Raw genomic sequence first — 21,808 nt, 5'->3', positions numbered from 1 at the left:
GACCCGGACCGAACCCGAACCGGACCCGACCCCCGACCCCGACCCGGCACCGACCCCCGTCGAGCGCGCGGAACCCCCGGTCGGTGAGGGCCGGCCGGGGGTCGGTCACGGGGGGTGCCGCGCGGGTGGGGTCCCAGCGGGCGGCCGGCCGCGCGGGCGGCCGGTCAGTGGTTGCGGGGGAACCCGAGGTCCACGCCCGAGGGGGCCTCGGAGGGGTCGGGCCAGCGGGTCGTGACGACCTTGCCGCGGGTGTAGAAGTGGATGCCGTCGGTGCCGTAGATGTGGTGGTCGCCGAAGAGGGAGTCCTTCCAGCCGCCGAAGGAGTGGTAACCGACGGGGACCGGGATCGGCACGTTGACGCCGACCATGCCCGCCTGGACCTCCAGCTGGAAGCGGCGGGCCGCGCCGCCGTCGCGGGTGAAGATGGCCGTGCCGTTGCCGAACGGGGAGGCGTTGATCAGGGCCACGCCCTCCTCGTAGGTGTCGGCGCGCAGCACGCACAGCACCGGGCCGAAGATCTCGTCGCGGTAGGCGTCGGCGTCGGTGGAGACCTTGTCGAGCAGCGACAGGCCGATCCAGTGGCCGTTCTCGAAGCCCTCGACGGTGTACCCGGTGCCGTCGAGGACGACCTCGGCGCCCTGGGCGGCGGCCCCGTGCACGTAGGAGGCGACCTTGTCGCGGTGGGCGGCGGTGATCAGGGGGCCCATCTCGGAGGTCTCGTCGTCGCCGGGGCCGATCTTGATCTTCTCGGCGCGCTCGCGGATCTTCTCCACGAGGGTGTCGCCGATGGCGCCGACGGCCACGACGGCCGAGATGGCCATGCAGCGTTCGCCGGCCGAGCCGTAGGCGGCGGAGACGGCGGCGTCGGCGGCTGCGTCGAGGTCGGCGTCGGGCAGCACCAGCATGTGGTTCTTGGCGCCGCCCAGGGCCTGCACGCGCTTGCCGTTGGCGGAGGCGGTGGTGTGGATGTGGCGGGCGATGGGGGTGGAGCCGACGAAGGAGACGGCGGCCACGTCGGGGTGGGCGAGGAGCGCGTCGACCGCGACCTTGTCGCCGTGCAGCACGTTGAGGACGCCGTCCGGCAGGCCGGCCTGCGTGGCGAGCTCGGCCAGCTTGTTGGCGGCCGAGGGGTCCTTCTCGCTGGGCTTGAGGACGAAGGTGTTGCCGCAGGCCACGGCCAGCGGGAACATCCACATCGGCACCATGGCCGGGAAGTTGAACGGGGTGATGCCGGCGACGACGCCGAGCGGCTGGCGGATCGCGGCCACGTCCACCCGGTTCGACACGGAGGTCGACAGTTCGCCCTTGAGCTGCGTGGTGATCCCGCAGGCCAGTTCGACGATCTCCAGACCGCGCGCGACCTCGCCGAGGGCGTCGGAGTGCACCTTGCCGTGCTCGGCGACGATCAGCTCGGCGATCGCGTCGCGGTTGGCGTCGAGGAGGGCGCGGTAGGCGAACAGCACCTTGGTGCGGGCGGCCAGGGAGGACTGGCCCCAGGTCGTGAACGCCTCCTTGGCCACGCGTACCGCCGCGTCGACCTCGTCGGCGGACGCGAGCGCGACCCGGGTGGTGACCTCGCCGGTGGCCGGGTCGGTGACCTCGCCGTACGCGCCCGACGTGCCCTCGGTGTCGCGACCGCCGATCCAGTGGTTGACCGTCTTCATGTCCTGCTCCTCACAGCCTTGCGGCTCTCGCGGATGCCGATTGCCGCGTGGCCTGCCCGGGTCGTTGCCGTCCCTCGTCGTGCCCGGCACGGCGAGGACGCGGGCGGGGCGCGCGCGTCGATCGGCGCCGGGCGTCCGTCCCGGGCGACGCGGGTCGCGGTGGGACGTCCGGTGCTCGACCTTCGCATCTCTGCCCCCGGCCGCTGCACCCATCCCACCACGCCCGCGCCCGGGGCCGGGCCCGACACAGTGTCGGGCGTTCGGGGGCGCGAGTGGACATCTGGGAGGAGCCGGTGCGAGCGGGGGTTCACGCAGGTCACAGGGGGCGCGTACGAGTCTTCGCGCGCCGTCGCGGGCGCCCCGGGGCGGGCGGCGTCCGGTGCCGGGAACGTCACGAGTGTCGGGGCCGTGTCACGAGTGTCCGCACTACGCGGGTCTTCCGTCACGGGCCGGGGCCGACCGTCTCCGATCCGGTCCGTGAAGATCGTTCCGCGGGCAGAACTCGGACGTACAGCGAACGACCGCGACTCCGGAACCCCCCGGCGGCCTCCCCCCGGCCGACGACCGGACCGCGGGCAACCTGGGAGGTTCCCGGATGACCGACCGCACCCTCTGGTCCTACAAGGAGATCGCCGCGCACATCGGCGTCCGCACGGACACGGTCCGCTCGTACCGCAAGCACGGGCTGCTGCCGCCGCCGGACCACGTGGAGGTCGGCAAGCCGTACTGGTACGCGGACACCGTCCGGGACTGGGTCAGCCGCCGCCCGGGCACCCGCGCCGGCCGCTGAGCGCCCCGGCCGAACGCGCCGGCCGCGCCCCCGCCGACCGCGCCGCCGTCACCACGCCTCCTCCGCCTCCTTCCCCCGCCCTGCCGCCGTCCCCGCCCCGGCGCCGCCGCCGGCCCGGGCCCGGCGGGCGAGGAGGGGGAAGAGCAGCACGGAGACCATGCCGGCCGCGACCAGGGCCGCCGCCTCGCCCGGTCGCACCGCCCCGTCCTCGACGCCCAGCGTGGTGATGGCGACCACGAGGGGCAGGGCGGTGGAGGAGAACAGGGCGAGCGCGGTCCGGTCCCGGCCGCCGAGGTCCCGGGGCGCGAGCAGCCGCACCGGCCCGCCGCGCAGCAGCAGGAAGAGGAGGAGGAACACCGGCACGAGGAGCAGCGGCCGGCCGCCGGAGAGCAGGGACCGCAGGTCGAACTCGATGCCGGTGACCACGAAGAAGATCGGGACGAGGAAGCCGAAGCCGAGGGCCTCGACGCGGGCGAGCACGGCGTGCCCGCTGTCGGGGGCGGCGGCGCGCAGCACGAGCCGGGTCAGGACCCCGGCCGCGAAGGCGCCGAGCAGGGTGTCGATGCCGAGGGCGCCGGCCAGGCCCAGCATGGCCACCAGCAGCAGCATGATCAGGCGGACCGCGAACTGGGAGCTGGTGTCCAGGGTCCGCGTGATGAGGCCGCCGAGCCAGGCCGGTTTGGGGCGCAGCGCCCACCACACGGCGCCGGCGGTGATCAGGCCGAACGCGATGAGCACGAGGGCCGAGCGGCCGGGGGCCCGGGTGCCCAGCAGCAGGGCCATGGCGACGATGGGGCCGAACTCGCCGACCGATCCCATGGCCATGACCACGGAGCCGAAGCGTCCGCGCAGTTCCCCGGCGTCGCTGAGCATGGGGAGGATCGCGCCGAGTGCGGTGCTGGTGAGGGCGGTGCCGAGGAAGACGCCCTTGCCGAAGTCGCCGCCCGCGACGAGGGTGCCGACGCCCAGGCCGAGGGCGAGGGTGACGAGCCAGGCGAGCAGGGAGCGGTTGAGGGTGTCGCCGCGGATCCGGTCGAATTCGATCTCGTGGCCGGCGAGGAAGATCAGCATGGCGAGCCCGAGGTGGCTCAGCACGTCGAGCACCTCGCCGCCGTGCGCCCATCCGAGCACGTCGGGGCCGATCAGGACGCCGAGCAGGATCTCCACGACGACCAGCGGGATCGCGCACCAGCGGCCCAGCGCGTGGACGAGCAGCGGGGCCAGGACCGCGATGGCCATGATCAGAATCAGGGTTCCCACATGCGCCATAAAGGTCATTTACGTACGGTTCGGGGGCCTTGTCCATTCGACGGGGTCGCCGTCGGGCCACCATCGGGGCCGGGCGGGACGAATGGGGCGCGTGGGACGCTCGAAGGTGGGGTCGAGGGGCGCGGCGAGGTCGGGCGGTGCTCGCTTTCATACCCCCTAGGGGTATAGTCTGACCGCAGGGAGGCTCGGGCGTCGCCCACGCGACCCCGCCCACCGATCGATCCAGCACTTCCGAAGAGGAGAACGACATGAGCGCCGAGACGGACACCGCCGTCACCACCGTCTACAAGGTGACGGGCATGAGCTGCGGCCACTGCGAGGGCGCCGTGTCCAAGGAGCTGTCGGCCCTGGACGGGGTCACCTCGGTGACCGCCGTCGCCGCCGCCGGCGAGGTCACCGTGATCTCGGAGGTCCCGCTGGACGAGGCCGCCGTGCGCGAGGCCGTGGACGAGGCCGGCTTCGAACTGGCCGGCGTGGCCTGACCCACCCCGGCCCAGGCCGACCGCACCACCCGTATCACTCGCACCACCCGCGTCGCGCACGCCGTCTGACGCGCGTGACGCGCACCGCCCGCCGGACCGCGGCCCGGCCGGGATCCGTCCCGGCCGCGGCCCGGCCCGGCCCATCCCCCGGGAGCCGGACATGAACACGCCGGAACAGCACACCGGCACCACCGCGGGCGCGACGGCGACCGCGCCCCCGCCCACCGATCCGGGCCCGCCCCCGGCCGTGGTCGAACTCGGCATCGGCGGGATGACCTGCGCGGCCTGCGCCGCGCGGATCGAGAAGAAGCTGAACCGGATGGACGGGGTCAGCGCCACGGTCAACTACGCCACCGAGAAGGCCCGGGTCAGCTACGCCCCGGGCATCGAGGTCGCCGACCTCGTGGCCACCGTCGTGCGCACCGGGTACACCGCCACCCCGCCCCCCGAGCCGGAGCCGGAGCCCGCGCCCGCGCCCGGGAGAGCCGCGAGAGCGATACCGGTCGGGGCCGACGCGGCCGGAGCGGACCCGGCCCCCCACACCGCCGACACCCCCGACACCACTGACGCCCCCGGCGCCCCCGCGCCCGATCCGGTGCTCCTCGCCGCCCGGCAGCGGCTGCTGGTGAGCGCCGTCCTCTCCGCCCCCGTGATCCTGCTCGCGATGGTCCCGGCCCTCCAGTTCGACCACTGGCAGTGGCTCTCGCTGACCCTCGCCGCGCCCGTCGTGGTCTGGGGCGGCCTGCCCTTCCACCGGGCCGCGTGGACCAACGCCCGGCACGGCGCGGCCACCATGGACACCCTGGTGTCCCTGGGCACCCTGGCGGCCTTCCTGTGGTCACTGTGGGCCCTGTTCCTCGGCCACGCGGGCATGCCCGGGATGCGGCACGGCTTCGACCTGACGGTCACCCGCACCGACCCGGGCGGCACGATCTACCTGGAGGTCGCGGCCGGCGTCGTCACCTTCATCCTGCTCGGCCGGTACCTGGAGGCGCGGGCCAAGCGGAAGGCGGGCGCGGCCTTGCGGGCCCTGCTGCACCTGGGCGCGAAGGACGTGGCCGTGCTGCGCGACGGGGTCGAGACCCGGCTGCCGATCTCGCGGCTGGCGGTCGGGGACCGGTTCGTGGTGCGGCCCGGGGAGAAGATCGCGGCGGACGGGGTGGTGGTCGAGGGCTCCTCGGCCGTGGACGCCTCCTCGCTGACCGGCGAATCGGTGCCGGTGGACGTGGCCGCGGGCGACCCGGTGGTCGGGGCCTGCGTGAACGTCTCGGGCCTGCTGGTCGTGGACGCGACCCGGGTCGGGTCCGACACCCAGCTCGCGCGGATGGCGCGGATGGTGGAGGAGGCGCAGAGCGGCAAGGCTGCCGTGCAGCGGCTCGCGGACCGGGTCGCGGCGGTGTTCGTGCCGGTGGTGCTGGTGATCGCGCTGGGCACGCTGGTGGGGTGGCTGCTCGCGACGGACGACGTGGGCGCCGCGTTCACGGCCGCCGTGGCGGTGCTGATCATCGCGTGCCCGTGCGCCCTGGGTCTGGCGACGCCGACGGCGCTGCTGGTGGGCACGGGGCGGGGCGCGCAGCTCGGCATCCTGATCAAGGGGCCGGAGGTGCTGGAGTCCACCCGGACCGTGGACACGGTGGTGCTGGACAAGACCGGCACCGTCACCACCGGCCGGATGGAGCTCGCCGGGGCCCACGCCGACCCGGACACCGACGAGAAGGAGCTGCTGCGGCTCGCGGGGGCCGTGGAGCACGGTTCGGAGCACCCGATCGCGCGCGCGGTGGCCCGCGCGGCGGCCGAGGCCCCGGGCGGGGGCGCGCTGCCCGCCGTGACCGGGTTCGCGAACCTGCCGGGGCTGGGCGTGCGCGGCACGGTCGAGGGCCGCGAGGTGCTGGTCGGCCGGGCCGGGCTGCTCGCGGAGCACGGGATCGAGCTGACGGCCGCCTCCCGGGCCGCCGCCGAGGCCGCCGCGACCGGCGGGGCCACGGCCGTGACGGTGGCCTGGGGCGGGCGCTCGCGCGGGGTGCTCGCGGTGGCCGACGCGGTCAAGGAGACGAGCGCGGAGGCCGTGGCCTCGCTGCGGGCCCTGGGCCTGCGGCCGATCCTGCTGACCGGGGACAACGAGGCGGTCGCGCGGGCGGTGGCCGAACGCGTCGGCATCGACGAGGTGATCGCCGAGGTGCTGCCGCGGGAGAAGGCGGAGGTGATCGCGCGGCTGCGGGCCGAGGGCCGCACGGTGGCGATGGTCGGGGACGGCGTGAACGACGCGGCCGCGCTGGCCGGGGCCGACCTGGGCCTGTCGATGGGCACGGGCACGGACGCCGCGATCGAGGCCGGGGACCTGACCCTGGTGCGGGGCGACCTGCGGACCGCGGCCGACGCGATCCGGCTCTCCCGCCGCACCCTGGGCACGATCAAGGGGAACCTGTTCTGGGCCTTCGGCTACAACGTGGCGGCGCTGCCGCTGGCGGCGGCGGGGCTGCTGAACCCGATGATCGCGGGGGCGGCGATGGCCTGCTCCTCGGTGTTCGTGGTGACGAACAGCCTGCGCCTGCGCCGGTTCCGCTGAGCGGGCCCCGGCGGGCCGGAGGGCCTTCTGGCGTCTCGTCAGATGACGAGACGTAGATCACACCATGTACAACGTAACCCTTTGGGGGGTACGCGAGTCTGATGGGGTGAAAGCGGGGAGGTTCTTCCGACCCGCCGACCGAACGCCTCGGTTCGGGTCCCGTGGGGGGAATCCGCTCCGAGGACAGAGAAGCGCTTCGTTCGTCGACCCGTGGGGGGATCGACGCCGGGGCGCTTCTCGCTTTTCCGGACCGGGCCGATCCGCGAAGCGACGGGGACGGCGCCGGGAACGCGGACGGCCCGCCCGGCCGGCCCGGGTGGGGGCCGGCCCGACGGGCCGTGCGCGAGGGTGGTGGCACCCGGTGCCGCGCGTCCCGGCGGCAGGGCCGGGGCGAGCGGGAGCGGGTCCGGGAGACCTGGGTCAGCGGGCCTCGACGGGGACGAAGTCGCGCAGGACCTCGCCGGTGTAGATCTGGCGCGGGCGGCCGATGCGGGACCCCGGCTCCTTGATCATCTCGTGCCACTGGGCGATCCAGCCGGGCAGCCGGCCGAGCGCGAAGAGCACGGTGAACATCTCGGTGGGGAAGCCCATCGCCCGGTAGATCAGACCGGTGTAGAAGTCCACGTTCGGGTAGAGCTTGCGCTCGACGAAGTAGTCGTCGGCCAGCGCGTGCTCCTCCAGCTTGAGCGCGATGTCCAGCAGCTCGTCGGACTTGCCGAGCGCGGACAGGACGTCGTGCGCCGCCGCCTTGATGATCTTCGCCCGGGGGTCGAAGTTCTTGTAGACGCGGTGCCCGAAGCCCATGAGCTTCACGCCGTCTTCCTTGTTCTTCACCTTGCGGATGAAGGTGTCCACGTCGCCGCCGGCGGCCTGGATGCCCTCCAGCATCTCCAGCACCGACTGGTTGGCGCCGCCGTGCAGGGGGCCCCACAGGGCGCTGATGCCGGCGGAGATCGAGGCGAACATGTTCGCCTGCGAGGAACCGACGAGGCGCACGGTGGAGGTGGAGCAGTTCTGCTCGTGGTCCGCGTGCAGGATGAGCAGCTTGTCCAGGGCCGCCACGACCACCGGGTCGAGGTCGTACTCCTGCGCCGGCACCGAGAAGGTCATGCGCAGGAAGTTCTCGACGTAGCCGAGGTCGTTGCGCGGGTAGACCACCGGGTGGCCGACGGACTTCTTGTACGCGTAGGCCGCGATGGTGGGCAGCTTGGCGAGCAGGCGGATCGTCGAGAGGTGGCGCTGTTTCTCGTCGAACGGGTTGTGGCTGTCCTGGTAGAACGTGGACAGCGCGCTGACCACGGACGACAGCATCGCCATCGGGTGCGCGTCACGGGGGAAGCCGTCGTAGAACCGCTTGACGTCCTCGTGCAGCAGGGTGTGCTGAGTGATCTCGTTGCGGAAGGTCGCGAGCTGGTCCACGGTCGGCAGCTCGCCGTTGATCAGCAGGTAGGCGACCTCGATGAAGGTGGAGCGCTCGGCGAGCTGCTCGATCGGGTAACCCCGGTAGCGCAGGATGCCCTGCTCACCGTCGAGATAGGTGATCGCGGACTTGTAGGCGGCGGTGTTCCCGTAGCCACTGTCCAAGGTGACGAGCCCGGTCTGGGCCCGCAGCTTCGAGATGTCGAAGCCCTGGTCACCGACGGTGCTTTCGACCACCGGGTAGGTGTATTCACCGTCCGCGTACCGGAGTACTACAGCGTTGTCGCTCACGTCATCCCTCACCGACGTAGTGCCTCTTCTTCGAGGTGCCCTGACTGCCTCTACCTTCCCCCATTTGGCACAGCTGACTGCACTCGGGGTCGGTCTTTGGTCCTTTTGACGGCACTGAGTGCCGTCGCCGCGCACATCCTGCCCCCTCCGGCCCGGTTGCGGAAACCCTAGGTGATGTTTCCCACCGGTATACGGCCGGACAGCCTAGGACCCACCGCGGTGTACCTCCGGCCTGCGGAAACGGTCCGTACGGCCTGCGCCAGGGCCTTCCGCGAGCCCACCAGGACGACGAGCTTCTTCGCCCTGGTCACCGCCGTGTACAGCAGGTTCCGTTGGAGCATCCTCCAGGACTCGGTGGTGATCGGGATCACCACCGCCGGGTATTCACTCCCCTGGGAGCGGTGGATGGTGACGGCGTAGGCGTGGGTCAGCTCGTCGAGTTCGGCGAACTCGTAGTCCACCGCCTCGTCCTCGTCCGTACGCACGCTCAAGCGCTGCTCGACCGGATCGAGGGCCGTGACCACCCCCACGGTCCCGTTGAAGACCCCGTTCTCCCCCTTCTCGTAGTTGTTGCGGATCTGCATGACCTTGTCGCCGACCCGGAACACCCGCCCGCCGAACCTCTTCTCCGGCACCTCCGGTCGGGCCGGGCTGACGGCCTGCTGGAGCAGCCCGTTCAGACTGCCCGCGCCCGAGGCCCCCTTGTGCATGGGGGTGAGCACCTGCACGTCCCGACGCGGGTCGAGGCCGAACCGGGCCGGGATCCGGCGCGCCACCACGTCCACCGTGAGCCGCGCCGCCTCCTCCTTGTCCTCCACCGGGAACAGGAAGAAATCGGCCATGCCCTCGGTGATCGGCGCCTCGCCCGTGTTGATCCGGTGCGCGTTCACCACCACCCCCGAACGCTGCGCCTGCCGGAAGATCCGGGTCAGGCGCACGGCCGGCACCGGCGAGCCCTCCGTCAGCAGATCCCGCAGCACCTCCCCCGCCCCCACCGAGGGCAACTGGTCCACATCCCCCACGAACAGCAGGTGCGCCCCCGGCGCCACCGCCTTGACCAGCTTGTTCGCCAGCAGCAGGTCCAGCATGGACGCCTCGTCCACCACCACCAGGTCCGCGTCCAACGGCCGGTCCCGGTCGTAGGCCGCGTCCCCGCCCGGCCGCAGCTCCAGCAGCCGGTGCACGGTCGACGCCTCCGCCCCGGTCAGCTCCGCCAGCCGTTTCGCGGCCCGCCCGGTCGGCGCGGCCAGCACCACCTTCGCCTTCTTGGCCCGCGCCAGCTCCACGATCGAGCGCACGGTGAACGACTTGCCGCAGCCCGGCCCGCCCGTCAGCACCGCGACCTTCCGGGTCAGCGCGAGCCGCACCGCCTCCCGCTGCTCCTCGGCCAGCTCCGTGCCCGTGCGCCCGGCGAGCCAGCCCAGCGCCCGCTCCCAGTCCACCGACCCGAACGCCGACAGCCGGTCCTCCCGCGCCGACAGCAGCCGCCGCACCTGCCCGGTCAGCGACAACTCCGCGCGATGGAACGGAACCAGCCAGATCGCCGCCAGGTCCGGACCCCCCTCCGGATCGGGCACGAACTCGCGCACCACCCCCTCGGGGTCCTGCGCCAACTCCCCCAGGCACTCGATGACCAGACCCGTGTCCACCCCGAGCAGCTTCACCCCGTCCGAGATCAGCCGTTCCTCCGGCAGGAAGCAGTGCCCCTGGTCGGCGGACTGGGACAGGGCGTACTGCAGGCCCGCCCGGACCCGCTCGGGACTGTCGTGCGGGATCCCCACCGCCTGCGCGATCCGGTCCGCCGTCAGGAACCCGATGCCCCACACGTCCGCCGCGAGCCGGTACGGCTGGTTCTTGACCACCCCGATCGAGGCGTCCCCGTACTTCTTGTAGATCCGCACCGCCAGCGACGTGGACACCTGCACCCCCTGGAGGAAGACCATCACCTCCTTGATGGCCTTCTGCTCCTCCCACGCCACCCCGATGGACTTCGTGCGCTTGGGCCCCAGCCCCGGCACCTCGATCAGCCGCTTCGGCTCGGTCTCGATGACCTCCAGGGTCTCGACCCCGAAGTGCTCCACGATCCGGTCCGCGATCCTCGGCCCGATCCCCTTGATCAGCCCCGAGCCCAGGTAGCGACGGATGCCCTGCACGGTCGCGGGCAGCACCGTGCGGTAGTTCTCCACCGTGAACTGTCTGCCGTACTGCGGATGCGAGCCCCACCGGCCCTCCAGCCGCAGGGACTCACCCGGTTGCGCGCCGAGCAGCGCGCCGACCACGGTCAACAGGTCGCCCGCACCGCGCCCGGTGTCGACCCGGGCCACGGTGTAACCGCTCTCCTCGTTGGCGTAGGTGATCCGCTCCAGGACCCCTTCCACCACTGCCAGATGGGACATGCCCAGACGTTACCCCGGCCGCCCGACACCCCGTCGGGCCTGTGGAAAACCCCGGGCGCCCGCCCGCTGTTCGTCCACAGGCCGACCCTCCTCCGCGCACGGCCGGCCCCCGAAACCCCGAAGGGGGCCCGGCCTCTCGGCCGGACCCCCTCACGGGTTGCCCCTCCCTGCGTCGGCCCTCCCCGATCCCCCCGGATCCTCCCCCGGAAGCACCGACACCCCCTGAGACACGCACGCGCCGTGCACGGTTGCACGAGCAGCGTGACATTGCCCTTTCTTTACCCGGGCCGGACGGGGCCCCGCGCGCGGCCCCGCACGACGCGCGCGCCCGCCGCCCCGGACGTAGCGTTTCGAGCATGAGCGACGACTCCTTCGAGAACGACGTGCTGCGCGAACTGGAGGACGGCGACCGGCTCGGCGAGATCGCCGGACTGCTCGGCACCGACCCCGACGGCGCCCGCGAGACCGTGCGCACCACCGTCGGCTCCCTCACCGGCGGCCTCGCCGCGAAGGCCGACACCGACGACGACGAGGGCCAGGAGGTGCGGGCCGCGTTCGCCGAGGTCTCCGACCCCCCGTTGCAGGGGGCCGCGACGCTGGGCGGCGGGATGCTCTCCGGCGGGCTGATGGCCGGGGTCCTGGCCAAGGCCGCCAAGCCCGTCGCGGCCGCCGTCGCCAAGCGGACCGGCATCCCGGCGGCCACCGTCACCCGGGTGATCGAGGTGCTGATCCCGGTGATCCTCGCCGTGTTCGCCAAGCGCGCCGCCGCCGGCAAGGGCGGGGTGCCGGGCGCCGGCCCCGTGCCGGGCGGCGCGGCGTCCACCCCCGGCGCGGGCGGCGGGCTCGCCGACCTGCTCGGCAAGATCCTGGGCGGCGGCAAGAAGTAACGGGACGGGGCACGCGGGCCGGCCCCGGACGGCGCGATCAGGCGCCGGACGCCGGGGCCGACCCCGAACCGGCCCGCACCGCCCCCTGCCCCGCCGCCCCCCGCCCCGCCGCGTCGCCCTCGACCGGCGCGACCGGCGCGACCGCCGTGACCGGACCGGCCGCCCGGCCCGGCGCGAACGAGGTGAGCGCCACCCCGCCGACCAGCAGCGCCGCCGCCACCCACCGCGCCGTCGACACCTGCTCCCCCAGCACCAGCGCGGCCGAGGACATCCCGAACACCGGCACCAGCAGGGTGTACGGGGCCACCGACGAGGCCGGGTACCGCTTCAGCAGCCACCCCCAGGCCGCGAAACCGAACACGGTGGACACCCAGGCCACGTAGCCGATCACCCCGAGCCCCGACCAGTCCAGCCCGCGCAGCGCCGCGAGGTCCCGCTCCGGTCCCTCCAGCCACAGCGACAGCCCGGCCAGCGGCAGGATCGGCACCACGCACACCCACACCATGAAGTTCAGCGCGTCCGCCGGCGCGGCCTTGCGGGTCAGCACGTTCGACACGCCCCAGCACGCGGCCGCGGCGACCACCAGCGCGACCCCGACGGCGCTGCCGCCCCCGGTGTCCCCGGCCGCGACCGCGATCCCGACCACCGCCACGCCCATGCCCACCAGTCGCAGCCGGCCGGGCCGCTCCCCCAGCGCGAGCGCCGCGAACAGGGCCGTGAACACCGCCTGCCCCTGGAGCACCAGCGAGGACAGTCCGGCCGGGCTGCCGGCGGCCATGCCCGTGAACAGCAGCCCGAACTTGGCGACGCCCAGGGCCAGGCCCACCCCGACGATCCACTTCCACGGCACGCGCGGCCGGCCCACGAAGAACACGGCGGGCAGGGCGGCGGCCAGGAACCGCAGGCACGACAACAACAGGGGCGGGAAGTGCCCGAGACCGATCTCGATGACGACGAAGTTGACCCCCCACACGGCGGTGACGAGCACCGCGAGGGCCGAGTGCACAGGACGCATGTGCCCAGCATCGAACCGCCGACCGTGCAGCACCAGCACCGATCGGCACCTGCCGGGATGTAGCGGTGCTACCGGGTCCGGTCGTACGCTGACCGCGTGCTCGACCTCCCGCGCCTGCGCGCGCTGCACGCCGTCGCCGTCCACGGTTCCGTGGCCGGGGCCGCCGCCGCCCTCGGCTACACCCCTTCGGCCGTCTCCCAGCAGATCAACAAGCTGGAACGGGAGACCCGCGCCACCCTGTTGGAACGCCGGGGCCGTTCGGTGGCCCTCACCGAGGAGGGCGCGCACCTGGCCGACACGGCGGCCGAACTGCTGCGGGTGCTGGAGCGGGCCGAGACGGAGCTGGAGGAGCGCCGCGGCCTGCCCACGGGCCTGTTGACGGTCGCCGCGTTCGCCTCCGCCGCGCGCGGACTGCTGCCGGGGGTGCTGGCCGAACTCGCGGTCCGACACCCGGCGCTGGAGGTGCGGCTGACCGAGGTGGACCCGCACCTGTCGGTGGACCTGGTGGCGCGCGGGGTGGTGGACCTCGCGGTCGCCCACGACTGGGACATCGCCCGCCTGCCCGCCCCCGAGGGGGTGGAACAGGCCGTGATCGGCGACGACCACTGCGATCTGGTCGTGCCCGCCGGTCACCCGTTCACCGGCCGCGCCCGGGTCACCCGGGCCGAGCTGGGCGGGCAGCGGTGGATCTGCCAGCCGCCGGGCCGGGTCTGTCACGACTGGCTGGTGCGGACCCTGCGCGGGGTGGGGCTGCGCCCGGATTTCGCGCACCTCGCGGAGGAGAACCACACGATCGTGGCGCTGGTGGCGGCCGGTCTGGGGATCGCCGTCGTGCCGCGCCTGGGCACCGGTCCGCTGCCGCCGGGGGCGGTGGCGGTGCCGCTGGAGCCGGGGCCGACCCGGCGGCTGTACGCGCTGTGGCGGACGGGCGCGGCCCGGCGTCCGGCGATCACGGAGGCGGTGCGGACCCTGCGGGCGCACTGGCCCCCACCCGCCGCCCCCAACGGGTGAAACCCGGCCAATCGTTGACGCGTGCGGGGTCGGGTCGGGGCCGGCCGCAGTAGCGTGCGCGAATGTCGTACGACGCCTCCCGCCGCACCGTGTTGACGGCGGTCACCCTCGCCGCGCTGACCGCCACGGCGTCGGCCGCCGGCCCCGCCGCCGCCTCCCCCATCCCCTCCCCGGCCCCCGTCCCGCCCCCGCACTGGCCCGGCGGCTCCCGGGCCCTCGCGCACCGGGCGCGCGGGCTGCTGGCCGGGCTGAGCCTGGAGGAGAAGGTGGGCCAGCTCTTCGTGTCCCGGGTGTACGGGCACCACGCGACGGAGCCGGAGGAGGCGGACGCGGCGAAGAACCTGGCCGCGTTCGGGGTCCGCACCCCGGCCGAGGTGGTGGCCCGGTACCGGCTCGGCGGGGTCATCTACTTCGCGTGGGCGAACAACACGCGCAGCCCGCGCGCCGTCGCCGGGCTGTCCAACGGGCTCCAGCGCGCCGCCTCCCTGCCGCTGCTGCTCTCGGTGGACCAGGAGCACGGGGCGGTGGCCCGGATCGGGCGTCCGGCCACCCTGTTCCCGGGCGCGATGGCGCTCGGCGCGGCCGGCACCGGGGAGCGGGCCCTGGCCGGGGCGCGGCGCGCGGCCCGGATCGCGGGCGCGGAACTCGCGGCGCTGGGGGTGCGGCAGAACTGGGCGCCCGTCGCGGACGTGAACGTGAACCCGGCGAACCCGGTGATCGGCGTGCGTTCCTTCGGCTCCGACCCGGAGGCGGTGGCGGCGCTGGTGGCGGCGCAGGTGCGCGGGTACGCCGAGGGCGGGGTCGCGGCGGCGGCCAAGCACTTCCCCGGGCACGGGGACACCGCCACCGACAGCCACGTGGGCCTGCCCGTCGTCACCCACACCCGGGCCGAATGGGAGCGGTGGGACGAGCCGCCGTTCCGGGCCGCGATCGAGGCGGGCGCGGAGGCCGTGATGACGGCGCACATCGTCGTGCCGGCCCTGGATCCGTCGGGGGACCCGGCGACCCTGTCGCGGCCGATCGTGACGGGCCTGCTGCGCGAGCGGCTCGGGTTCGACGGGGTGGTGGTGACGGACGCCTTGGACATGGCGGGGGTGCGGCAGAAGTACGGGGACGACCGGGTGCCGGTGCTGGCGCTGCGCGCGGGCTGCGACCAGTTGTTGAACGCGCCGGACCTCGGGCTCGCGGTGCGTTCGGTGCTGGCGGCCGTGCGCTCGGGGGAGCTGACGGAGGAACGGGTCGACGCGTCCGTGCTGCGGATCCTGCTGCTGAAGCTGCGCCGGGGCCTGTTCGCGGACCCGTTCGTGGACGAGGAGCGGGTCGGGGACCGGCTGGGCACGGCCCGGAACCTTGCGGCGGCGCGGGAGGTCGCGGCGGGCGGCACCACTCTGCTGGCCAATCCGCGGGGGGTGCTGCCGTTGGCGCGCGGGGCGCGGGTCTTGGTGACGGCGGCGGTGGAGCCGGCCTCGCCGACCGGCACCACGGGTCCGCCGACGGCCGTGCTGGCCCGGGAGCTGACGGCGGCGGGGCTCGTGGCCTCGGCGGCGCCGGCGGCCTCGGCGGTGGAGGCGGCGCGCGGGTGCGCGGCGGTGGTGGTGTGCACGGTGAACGTGCCGGCGCCGGGCGGGGCGGCGAGCGGGCCGAGCGCGGCGGAGCAGGGGCCGGACGCGGCGGGCGGGCCGGCGGCGGCGGCCGGGGACCCGCAGCGGGAGCTGGTGACGGCGCTGCTGGCGACGGGGGTCCCGGTGGTGCAGTTGGCGCTGCGCAATCCGTACGACGGGGCGCGGCTGCCGGAGTGCGCGGCGGAGTTGGCCTCGTACGGGTGGGGGGACGTGGAGATGGGGGCGGCGGCGGGGGTGTTGGCGGGGGCGCGGCGGCCGACGGGCCGGCTGCCCGTTCCGGTCCCGGGCCGCTGGCCGCTGGGGCACGGGCTGACGTACTGAGGACGCGGGAACGGCCGGCCCCGGGGTGACCCGGGACCGGCCGTTCGTCCGTCCCTCCGCGCGTCCGCGCGTACCGCTGTCGTTACGGTCGCAGTTGCGGTTCGCGCTCGATGTCGCGCACGTCCAGGCGCGGGTCGGGCGCGGCGAGCGGGGCGGCCTGTCGCGCGTCGGCCTTCACGGCGGCCGGGGCCACACCGGCCCATTCCAGGATCCGGGCGGTGGCCAGGGCCTTCTCGCCGTCCTGGAGCTTGGCCACGTTCGCGCCGTGGTTCGCGCCGGGGGCGGTCATCACGTAGCTGTCCTTGGCCTTGTACCCGAGGTGGAAGGGCTCGGCGCCCCACGGGTCGTTCTGCCCGTACACGAACAGCATCCGCTCGGCGTTGTTCCGCACCCAGGAGTCCACGTCGGCCATCACGCCGGGCTGGAAGGACATGGGGATGGCGCGCGGCACGAAGTTGCGCGGCGGCTGGTAGCCGTACCGGGTCAGGCCCTTCAGGTGCGGCTGCTCGATGTCGGGCGAGCCGAGCTGGGTGCCGGCCTGGTAGTAGTACGGCGTGTACGTCTCCAGGCCCTGGTCGGTGTAGGCGGAGAAGCCGGAGATCGCGTCGACCGTGTCCCAGATCTCCTGGTCCGTGGCGGTCGCGGCGGTCGGGATCACGGCGCAGTCGGCGAGCAGGCTGTACTGCCAGAACGCCCAGGTGTAGTCGAGGACCACGGCCTCGAAGCCCTTGTCGAGGGTGCCCACGGTGTCGAAGGTCCAGCCGTTGGCGGTGGCCTCGGCCGCGTACTTGGCCTCCAGCGGGGCGCGCCGCTTGAGGGCCTCGCGCTGCACGTTGTTCAGCTTGTCGCGGCACTCCTTGGTGCCGACCTTGGCGAGGAACCGGTCGTAGGCGGAGTCCTCGCGGTTGACCACGTCGTTGGGGGCCACGTAGGCGACGACGCCGTCCATGTCGCGCGGGTAGAACCGCTCGTAGTAGGTGGCGGTCATGCCGCCCTTGCTGCCGCCGGTGGCGAGCCACTTCTTGCCGTACACGGCCTTGAGGGCGGTGAAGATCCGGTGCTGGTCACTGGCGGCCTGCCAGATCGTCAGCTTGGACCAGTCGGCGGGCTCGGCGGGCCGCGAGGGGGTGAAGAACCGGTACTCCATCGACACCTGGTTGCCGTCCACGATGGTGGTGGGCTCGCTGCGCCGGGGCGCGGTGTTGACGTTGTAGCCGGAGGTGAAGAACACGGTCGGCCGGTTCACGTCCTTGTGCAGCAGGGTGATCCGCTGCTTGAACGTGCCCTTGTACGGCTGCCGGTGGTCGACCGGCTGCTCGAAGTTCAGGACGAAGAAGCGGTAGCCGGGGTACGGCTTCTCCTCGATCAGGCTCACGCCCGGTATCGCCAGGATCCGGTCCTTGATGTCCGGTTCGGCCGTCGGGCCGGCGGCGGTGGCCGCCCCTGCCGTCGCGCCGGCCGCGCCCATGGTGCCGATCAGCACCGCGAACGACACCAGCCATCGGAGTGCCTTGCGCATGCACCCTCCCCTTGGGGTTCACTGTGGTCGCGGCGAACCTACGGGTTCGAACACGCTCGTGAACAGAGGCAGTTCGGGCGACGTGTCAGCACAGGATCCAGCCGGACGCGCCCGAACGGGTGCCGACGGCCCCCTTGACCAGCACACATCGGTTGAGGGCGTACGCGGACACCGGGCCGGCGAAACGCTCGAAGCGTCCGCTGTCCGTGACCGGCGCCCCGCCCCGGGGTTGGAGGGTCACCGACATCCACTGCCGGCCGGCGTGCCGGTGCGGGACGGTCAGCGCGCAGGCGTGGGTGCGGGTCTTGTACACGCGGACCTCGCCGCCGGTGAACCCGACGGTGCGCACGAGCCGCCCGGGGCAGCCCCCGCTCGCGGCGCTCGCTCCCGGCGCGACGGCCAGCATCCCGCCCAACAGCCCGCCCAGCACCGCGCACAGGACGGCGAGCACCCCCCGTCCCCGCACCGGAACCCATCCGTGCCGCGCCACCGCACTCCCCGTCCGTCGCACGTCATACGTACGACCGTACGACGCGCGCACCCCCGGAAAGGTTGCACCCGCGGGCGGCCTCGGGGCATGGCCGGGTCAGGCGACGGCCGCCTCCTTGTCGTCGTCGCCGACGAAGGTGTGCCACAGCTTCGCGTACCGGCCGCCCCGGGCGAGGAGTTCGGCGTGGGTGCCGTCCTCCGCGACCCGGCCGCGGTCCATGACCACGATCCGGTCGGCGCGGGCCGCGGTGGTGAGTCGGTGCGCGACCACGAGGGTGGTGCGCCGGACCGCGAGCCGGTCGGTGGCCGCGTTGACGGCGGCCTCCGTGGCCAGGTCGAGGGCGGCGGTGGCCTCGTCGAGGAGCAGCAGATCGGGGGCGACCAGCTCGGCCCGGGCCAGGGCGATCAGCTGCCGCTGCCCGGCCGACAGGTTCCGGCCACGCTCGCCCACGGGGTGCAGGTAGCCGTCGCTGAGCCCGGCGATCATCTCGTGCGCCCCGACGGCCCGGGCCGCGGCCTCGACCTCGGCGTCGTCGGCCCGCGGCCGCCCGTAGGCGATGGCGTCGCGCACGGTCCCGGGGAACAGGTACGACTCCTGCGGCACGACGCCCAGCCGGTGCCGGTACGCCGTGAGGTCCAGCTCGCGCAGGTCCGTCCCGTCCACCGTGACCCGGCCGGCCGTCGGGTCGTAGTAGCGGGCGACCATCTTCACCAGCGTGGACTTGCCGGCGCCGGTCTCGCCGACGAACGCGACGGTCTGCCCGGCGGGTATGCGCAGGTCTATCCCGGACAGGGCGTCGCCCTTGACCCCGGCCTCCGGCGCGCCGCCGCCGGGCTCGCTGCCCGCGTACGCGAACCGCACCCCTTCGAAGACGACCTCGCCGCGCAGTCCGGCGACCGGCCGGGGCCGCTCGGCCGGCGGGGTGCTCGGCCGCTCCCGCAGCAGTTCCTGGATCCGGCCCAGCGACACGGTGGCCTGCTGGTAGCCGTCGAAGACCTGGGAGAGCTGCTGCACGGGCGCGAAGAACAGGTCGATGTACAGCAGGTAGGCCACCAGCGCGCCCGTGGTCAGCGTGCCCGCCTCCACCCGGCCCGCGCCGACCGCGAGCACGGCCACGGCCGCGCCCGAGGACAGCAGCTGCACGAACGGGAAGTAGACGGATATCAGCCACTGGCCGCGCACCCGGGCCTGCCGGTAGGAGTCGCTGCGGGCCGCGAACCGGGCCGCCCCGTCCCCCTGCCGGCCGAACGCCTGCACGATCCGCAGGCCGGAGACGACCTCCTGGAGGTCGGAGTTCACGCCGCCGACCCGGTCCCGGGCCAGCTCGTAGGCGCGCACCGACTTGCGGCGGAACACGATCGTCGCGAGCACCAGCGGCGGCAGGGTCACGAACACGATCAGCGCCAGCTCCACGTCCAGCACCAGCAGGGCGACGAGGATCCCGAAGAACGTGAACACCGACACGACGGCGGTCACCAGACCGGTCTGGAGGAACGTGGACAGCGAGTCCACGTCCGTGGTCATCCGCGTCATGATCTTGCCGGTCAGCTCGCGCTCGTAGTAGTCGAGCCCCAGCCGCTGCAACTGCGCGAAGATCTTCACCCGCAGCGCGTACAGCACCCGCTCGCCGGTCCGCCCCGTCATCCGGGTCTCGGCGAACTGCGCGGCCCACTGCGCCAGCACCACCAGCAGCGCCACCCCGGCCGCCGCCCACACCGCGCCCAGGGCGAGCCGCTGCACGCCCTCGTCGATGCCGTGCCGGATCAGCACCGGCAGCAGCAGCCCGGCCCCGGCGTCCACCGCGACCAGCCCCAGGCTCACGACCAGCGGGGCCCAGAACCCGTGCAGCAGCCGCCGCAGCCCGTACCCGTCCTCGGGCGCCGCGGCCCGCTCCTCGTCCACGTCCGGCCGGTCGTCGGCCGGCGGCAGCGCCGCGACCTGCGCCAACAACTCCGGCGAGGCCCCGGCCACGGCCCCCGACGGCAGGCCCTCGGCGCCGGGCGCCGGACGGGCCTCCTCGCGCCGCCGCCACAGCTCTGGGGTGACCCCGTCCACGGCCCGACGCCGGGCGTTCACCGGCTCCGAGTCGAGCTCGGCCTCGATCTCCAGCTCCCGCTCCAGGTCCCGCCCCTCGGCCGTGGCGCCCGCCGGCGCCTCAGTGGCCTTGGGGGACCCGGCGGCGAGCACGTCGGGGTCGGTCAGCAGCCGCCGGTACAGCGGCGAGGTCCGCTCCAGTTCCTCGTGCGTGCCGATCGCGGCCAGCCGGCCGCCGTCGAGCACCGCGATCCGGTCGGCCAGCGCCAGCGTGGACCGCCGGTGCGCGATGAGCAGCGTCGTGCGCCCGGCCATCACCGACCGCAGCGCCTCGTGGATCTCGTGCTCCACCCGCGCGTCGATCGCGGAGGTCGCGTCGTCCAACAGCAGCAGCCGGGGATCGGCCAGCACGGCCCGCGCCAGCGCCACCCGCTGCCGCTGCCCGCCCGACAGGGTCAGCCCGTGCTCCCCGACCCGCGTGTCGTACCCCTCGGGCAGGGCGGATATGAACCCGTCGGCCTGCGCGGCCCGCGCCGCGGCCCGCACCTGCTCCTCGGTCGCGTCGGGCCGCCCGTAGGCGATGTTCTCCCGCACGGACGCGGAGAACAGGAAGCTGTCCTCGGGCACCAGCCCGATCGCCGCCCGCAAGGACTCCAGGGTCAGCTCCCGCACGTCGTGCCCGCCGACGCGCACCACACCCCCGGACGGGTCGTAGAACCGGGGCAACAACAGCGACAACGTCGACTTCCCGCTCCCCGACGCCCCCACCACGGCCAGGGTCTCCCCCGGCGCGATGCTCAGGTCCAGCCCCGCGAGCACGGGCCGGTCCTCGTCGTACCCGAAGGTCACGTCCTCGAACTCCACCCCCGCCGGCGCGTCGGCGGGCAGCTCCCGCGCGCCGTCCTCGATGGACGGCTCCAGGTCGATCAGCTCCACGACCCGCTCGACACCCGCCCGCGCCTGCTGCGCGACGGTCAACACCATGGCCAGCAACCGCACCGGCCCCACCAGCTGGGCCACGTACGTGGAGAACGCGACGAACGTGCCGAGGGTGACCTCGCCCCGGGTCGCCAACCAGCCGCCGATCGCGAGCACCGCGACCTGCCCCAGCCCGGGCACGGCCTGCAACGCCGGGTTGTACCGGGAGTTCAACCGGATCGTCCGCAGCCGCCCGGCGTACAGTCGCCGCCCCGCCTCGCGGATCTTCCCGGTCTCCTGCTCCTCCTGCCCGAAGCCCTTGACCACCCGCACACCGCTCACGGCCCCGTCCACGACGGTCGCGACGGCGGCGGCCTGGCTCTGCGCCCACCAGGTCGCCGGGAACAACCGCTTCCGGCTGCGCTGGGCGATGAACCACAGCGCGGGCGCCATCAGCACCGCGACGAGCGTCAGCAGCGGCGACAGCCACAACATCACGCCCAGGGATATCGCGAACAGCAGGAAGTTCCCGATGGTCATCGGCAGCATGAACAGCAGCGACTGGATCAACTGGAGATCGCTGGTGGCCCGCCCGATCACCTGCCCGGTGGACAGCCGGTCCTGCCGGCGCCCGTCGAGCCGGGATATCGCCTCGTACATGCCGGTGCGCATGTCGTGCTGCACGTCGAGCGCGAGCCGCCCGCCGTAGAACCGCCGCAGGTACGTCATCCCGTAGACGAGCACCGCCGCCACCACGAGCGCGACCGCCCACGGCACGATCGACCGGGTCTCGTCACCGATCACGTCGTCGATGATCACCTTGGTGATCAACGGCACCACCGCCATGACGGCCATGCCACCGAGCGAGGAGCCCAGCGCGAGCCACACGTTCAGCTTGTACCGCCAGGTGAAGCCCCAGAGCCTGCGGACCCACCCGGCGCCCTTCGTCCCGCGTTCCGCCGACACCACTGCTGCCTCCCCGTACGACCTGTCCGTGCGCCAGCCGCAACGCCTCCGGCCTCGGATTTCATCCCGCCGCAACAATCGCACGCACATCCGACCCCCGCGCGCCCGTCCCTCCCACCCCACCCTCCCCACCCCGAACACCCCCCAA

Annotated in this window: 14 protein-coding genes; 6 read left to right on the top strand and 8 right to left on the bottom strand. The window is 73.8% G+C overall.

The window, feature by feature from the left end; all coding sequences use genetic code 11:
• Positions 1–164 precede the first annotated feature (164 nt).
• Complete coding sequence (locus tag ACN20G_RS17440) at positions 165–1,664, bottom strand: CoA-acylating methylmalonate-semialdehyde dehydrogenase (RefSeq protein ID WP_424213714.1); 1,500 nt, start codon at positions 1,662–1,664, stop codon at positions 165–167.
• 595 nt (positions 1,665–2,259) lie between these two features.
• On the opposite strand from ACN20G_RS17440, the gene ACN20G_RS17435 reads away from it, so the two are divergent.
• Complete coding sequence (locus tag ACN20G_RS17435) at positions 2,260–2,454, top strand: helix-turn-helix transcriptional regulator (RefSeq protein WP_424213713.1); 195 nt, start codon at positions 2,260–2,262, stop codon at positions 2,452–2,454.
• A gap of 48 nt (positions 2,455–2,502) precedes the next feature.
• On the opposite strand, the gene ACN20G_RS17430 is transcribed toward ACN20G_RS17435, so the two are convergent.
• Positions 2,503–3,723, bottom strand: coding sequence for a cation:proton antiporter (locus ACN20G_RS17430; RefSeq protein ID WP_424213712.1), 1,221 nt, complete (start codon positions 3,721–3,723; stop codon positions 2,503–2,505).
• Positions 3,724–3,971: 248 nt separating this feature from the next.
• Between ACN20G_RS17430 and ACN20G_RS17425 the strand changes: the two genes are divergently transcribed.
• Both ACN20G_RS17425 and ACN20G_RS17420 read left to right on the top strand, forming a co-directional pair.
• On the top strand, positions 3,972–4,205 hold the full coding sequence (locus tag ACN20G_RS17425; RefSeq protein WP_424213711.1) for a heavy-metal-associated domain-containing protein: 234 nt from the start codon (positions 3,972–3,974) through the stop codon (positions 4,203–4,205).
• Between the two features lie 160 nt (positions 4,206–4,365).
• Positions 4,366–6,771 carry a heavy metal translocating P-type ATPase gene (locus tag ACN20G_RS17420; protein WP_424213710.1) on the top strand — a complete coding sequence of 802 codons (2,406 nt, stop codon included), beginning with the start codon at positions 4,366–4,368 and terminating at the stop codon, positions 6,769–6,771.
• A 420-nt stretch (positions 6,772–7,191) separates the two neighbouring features.
• Here the strand turns inward: ACN20G_RS17420 and ACN20G_RS17415 are convergent, their stop codons facing one another.
• Positions 7,192–8,481 (bottom strand): citrate synthase, encoded by a 1,290-nt coding sequence (locus tag ACN20G_RS17415; RefSeq protein ID WP_424213709.1) that lies wholly within the window; start codon positions 8,479–8,481, stop codon positions 7,192–7,194.
• 167 nt (positions 8,482–8,648) lie between these two features.
• A complete protein-coding gene (locus tag ACN20G_RS17410; protein WP_424213708.1) occupies positions 8,649–10,877 on the bottom strand; it encodes an ATP-dependent RecD-like DNA helicase in 2,229 nt (742 codons plus the stop codon).
• Between the two features lie 356 nt (positions 10,878–11,233).
• Between ACN20G_RS17410 and ACN20G_RS17405 the strand changes: the two genes are divergently transcribed.
• The gene (locus tag ACN20G_RS17405; RefSeq protein WP_424213707.1) at positions 11,234–11,764 is read left to right on the top strand and encodes a DUF937 domain-containing protein; all 531 of its coding nucleotides are present in this window, start codon (positions 11,234–11,236) and stop codon (positions 11,762–11,764) included.
• A 37-nt stretch (positions 11,765–11,801) separates the two neighbouring features.
• On the opposite strand, the gene ACN20G_RS17400 is transcribed toward ACN20G_RS17405, so the two are convergent.
• Positions 11,802–12,779 carry an EamA family transporter gene (locus ACN20G_RS17400; protein WP_424213706.1) on the bottom strand — a complete coding sequence of 326 codons (978 nt, stop codon included), beginning with the start codon at positions 12,777–12,779 and terminating at the stop codon, positions 11,802–11,804.
• Between the two features lie 96 nt (positions 12,780–12,875).
• On the opposite strand from ACN20G_RS17400, the gene ACN20G_RS17395 reads away from it, so the two are divergent.
• A complete protein-coding gene (locus tag ACN20G_RS17395) occupies positions 12,876–13,790 on the top strand; it encodes a LysR substrate-binding domain-containing protein (protein WP_424213705.1) in 915 nt (304 codons plus the stop codon).
• A 62-nt stretch (positions 13,791–13,852) separates the two neighbouring features.
• A complete protein-coding gene (locus tag ACN20G_RS17390; RefSeq protein ID WP_424213704.1) occupies positions 13,853–15,733 on the top strand; it encodes a glycoside hydrolase family 3 protein in 1,881 nt (626 codons plus the stop codon).
• 82 nt (positions 15,734–15,815) lie between these two features.
• Here ACN20G_RS17390 and ACN20G_RS17385 read toward each other — a convergent pair whose 3' ends face one another.
• The 3 genes from ACN20G_RS17385 to ACN20G_RS17375 all read right to left on the bottom strand — a co-directional run bounded on the left by ACN20G_RS17385 (position 15,816) and on the right by ACN20G_RS17375 (position 21,660).
• Positions 15,816–17,252 carry a S28 family serine protease gene (locus tag ACN20G_RS17385; protein ID WP_424213703.1) on the bottom strand — a complete coding sequence of 479 codons (1,437 nt, stop codon included), beginning with the start codon at positions 17,250–17,252 and terminating at the stop codon, positions 15,816–15,818.
• 85 nt (positions 17,253–17,337) lie between these two features.
• Positions 17,338–17,703, bottom strand: coding sequence for a hypothetical protein (locus ACN20G_RS17380; protein ID WP_424213702.1), 366 nt, complete (start codon positions 17,701–17,703; stop codon positions 17,338–17,340).
• A gap of 135 nt (positions 17,704–17,838) precedes the next feature.
• Positions 17,839–21,660, bottom strand: coding sequence for an ABC transporter ATP-binding protein (locus tag ACN20G_RS17375; RefSeq protein WP_424213701.1), 3,822 nt, complete (start codon positions 21,658–21,660; stop codon positions 17,839–17,841).
• Positions 21,661–21,808 lie beyond the last annotated feature (148 nt).

Source organism: Streptomyces dryopteridis, from assembly GCF_049606955.1.
Lineage (GTDB): Bacteria > Actinomycetota > Actinomycetes > Streptomycetales > Streptomycetaceae > Streptomyces.
The sequence above is the reverse complement of the archived record's forward strand: the minus strand, read 5'-3'. Positions and strand labels throughout refer to the sequence as shown.

What these genes read in the sequence shown, in the direction of transcription:
- ACN20G_RS17410 (WP_424213708.1), bottom strand. Translation starts at nt 10,877, where the DNA reads ATGTCCCATCTGGCAGTGGTGGAAGGGGTCCTGGAGCGGATCACCTAC.
- ACN20G_RS17440 (WP_424213714.1), bottom strand. Translation starts at nt 1,664, where the DNA reads ATGAAGACGGTCAACCACTGGATCGGCGGTCGCGACACCGAGGGCACG.
- ACN20G_RS17430 (WP_424213712.1), bottom strand. Translation starts at nt 3,723, where the DNA reads ATGGCGCATGTGGGAACCCTGATTCTGATCATGGCCATCGCGGTCCTG.
- ACN20G_RS17390 (WP_424213704.1), top strand. Translation starts at nt 13,853, where the DNA reads ATGTCGTACGACGCCTCCCGCCGCACCGTGTTGACGGCGGTCACCCTC.
- ACN20G_RS17435 (WP_424213713.1), top strand. Translation starts at nt 2,260, where the DNA reads ATGACCGACCGCACCCTCTGGTCCTACAAGGAGATCGCCGCGCACATC.
- ACN20G_RS17425 (WP_424213711.1), top strand. Translation starts at nt 3,972, where the DNA reads ATGAGCGCCGAGACGGACACCGCCGTCACCACCGTCTACAAGGTGACG.
- ACN20G_RS17400 (WP_424213706.1), bottom strand. Translation starts at nt 12,779, where the DNA reads ATGCGTCCTGTGCACTCGGCCCTCGCGGTGCTCGTCACCGCCGTGTGG.
- ACN20G_RS17420 (WP_424213710.1), top strand. Translation starts at nt 4,366, where the DNA reads ATGAACACGCCGGAACAGCACACCGGCACCACCGCGGGCGCGACGGCG.
- ACN20G_RS17405 (WP_424213707.1), top strand. Translation starts at nt 11,234, where the DNA reads ATGAGCGACGACTCCTTCGAGAACGACGTGCTGCGCGAACTGGAGGAC.
- ACN20G_RS17385 (WP_424213703.1), bottom strand. Translation starts at nt 17,252, where the DNA reads ATGCGCAAGGCACTCCGATGGCTGGTGTCGTTCGCGGTGCTGATCGGC.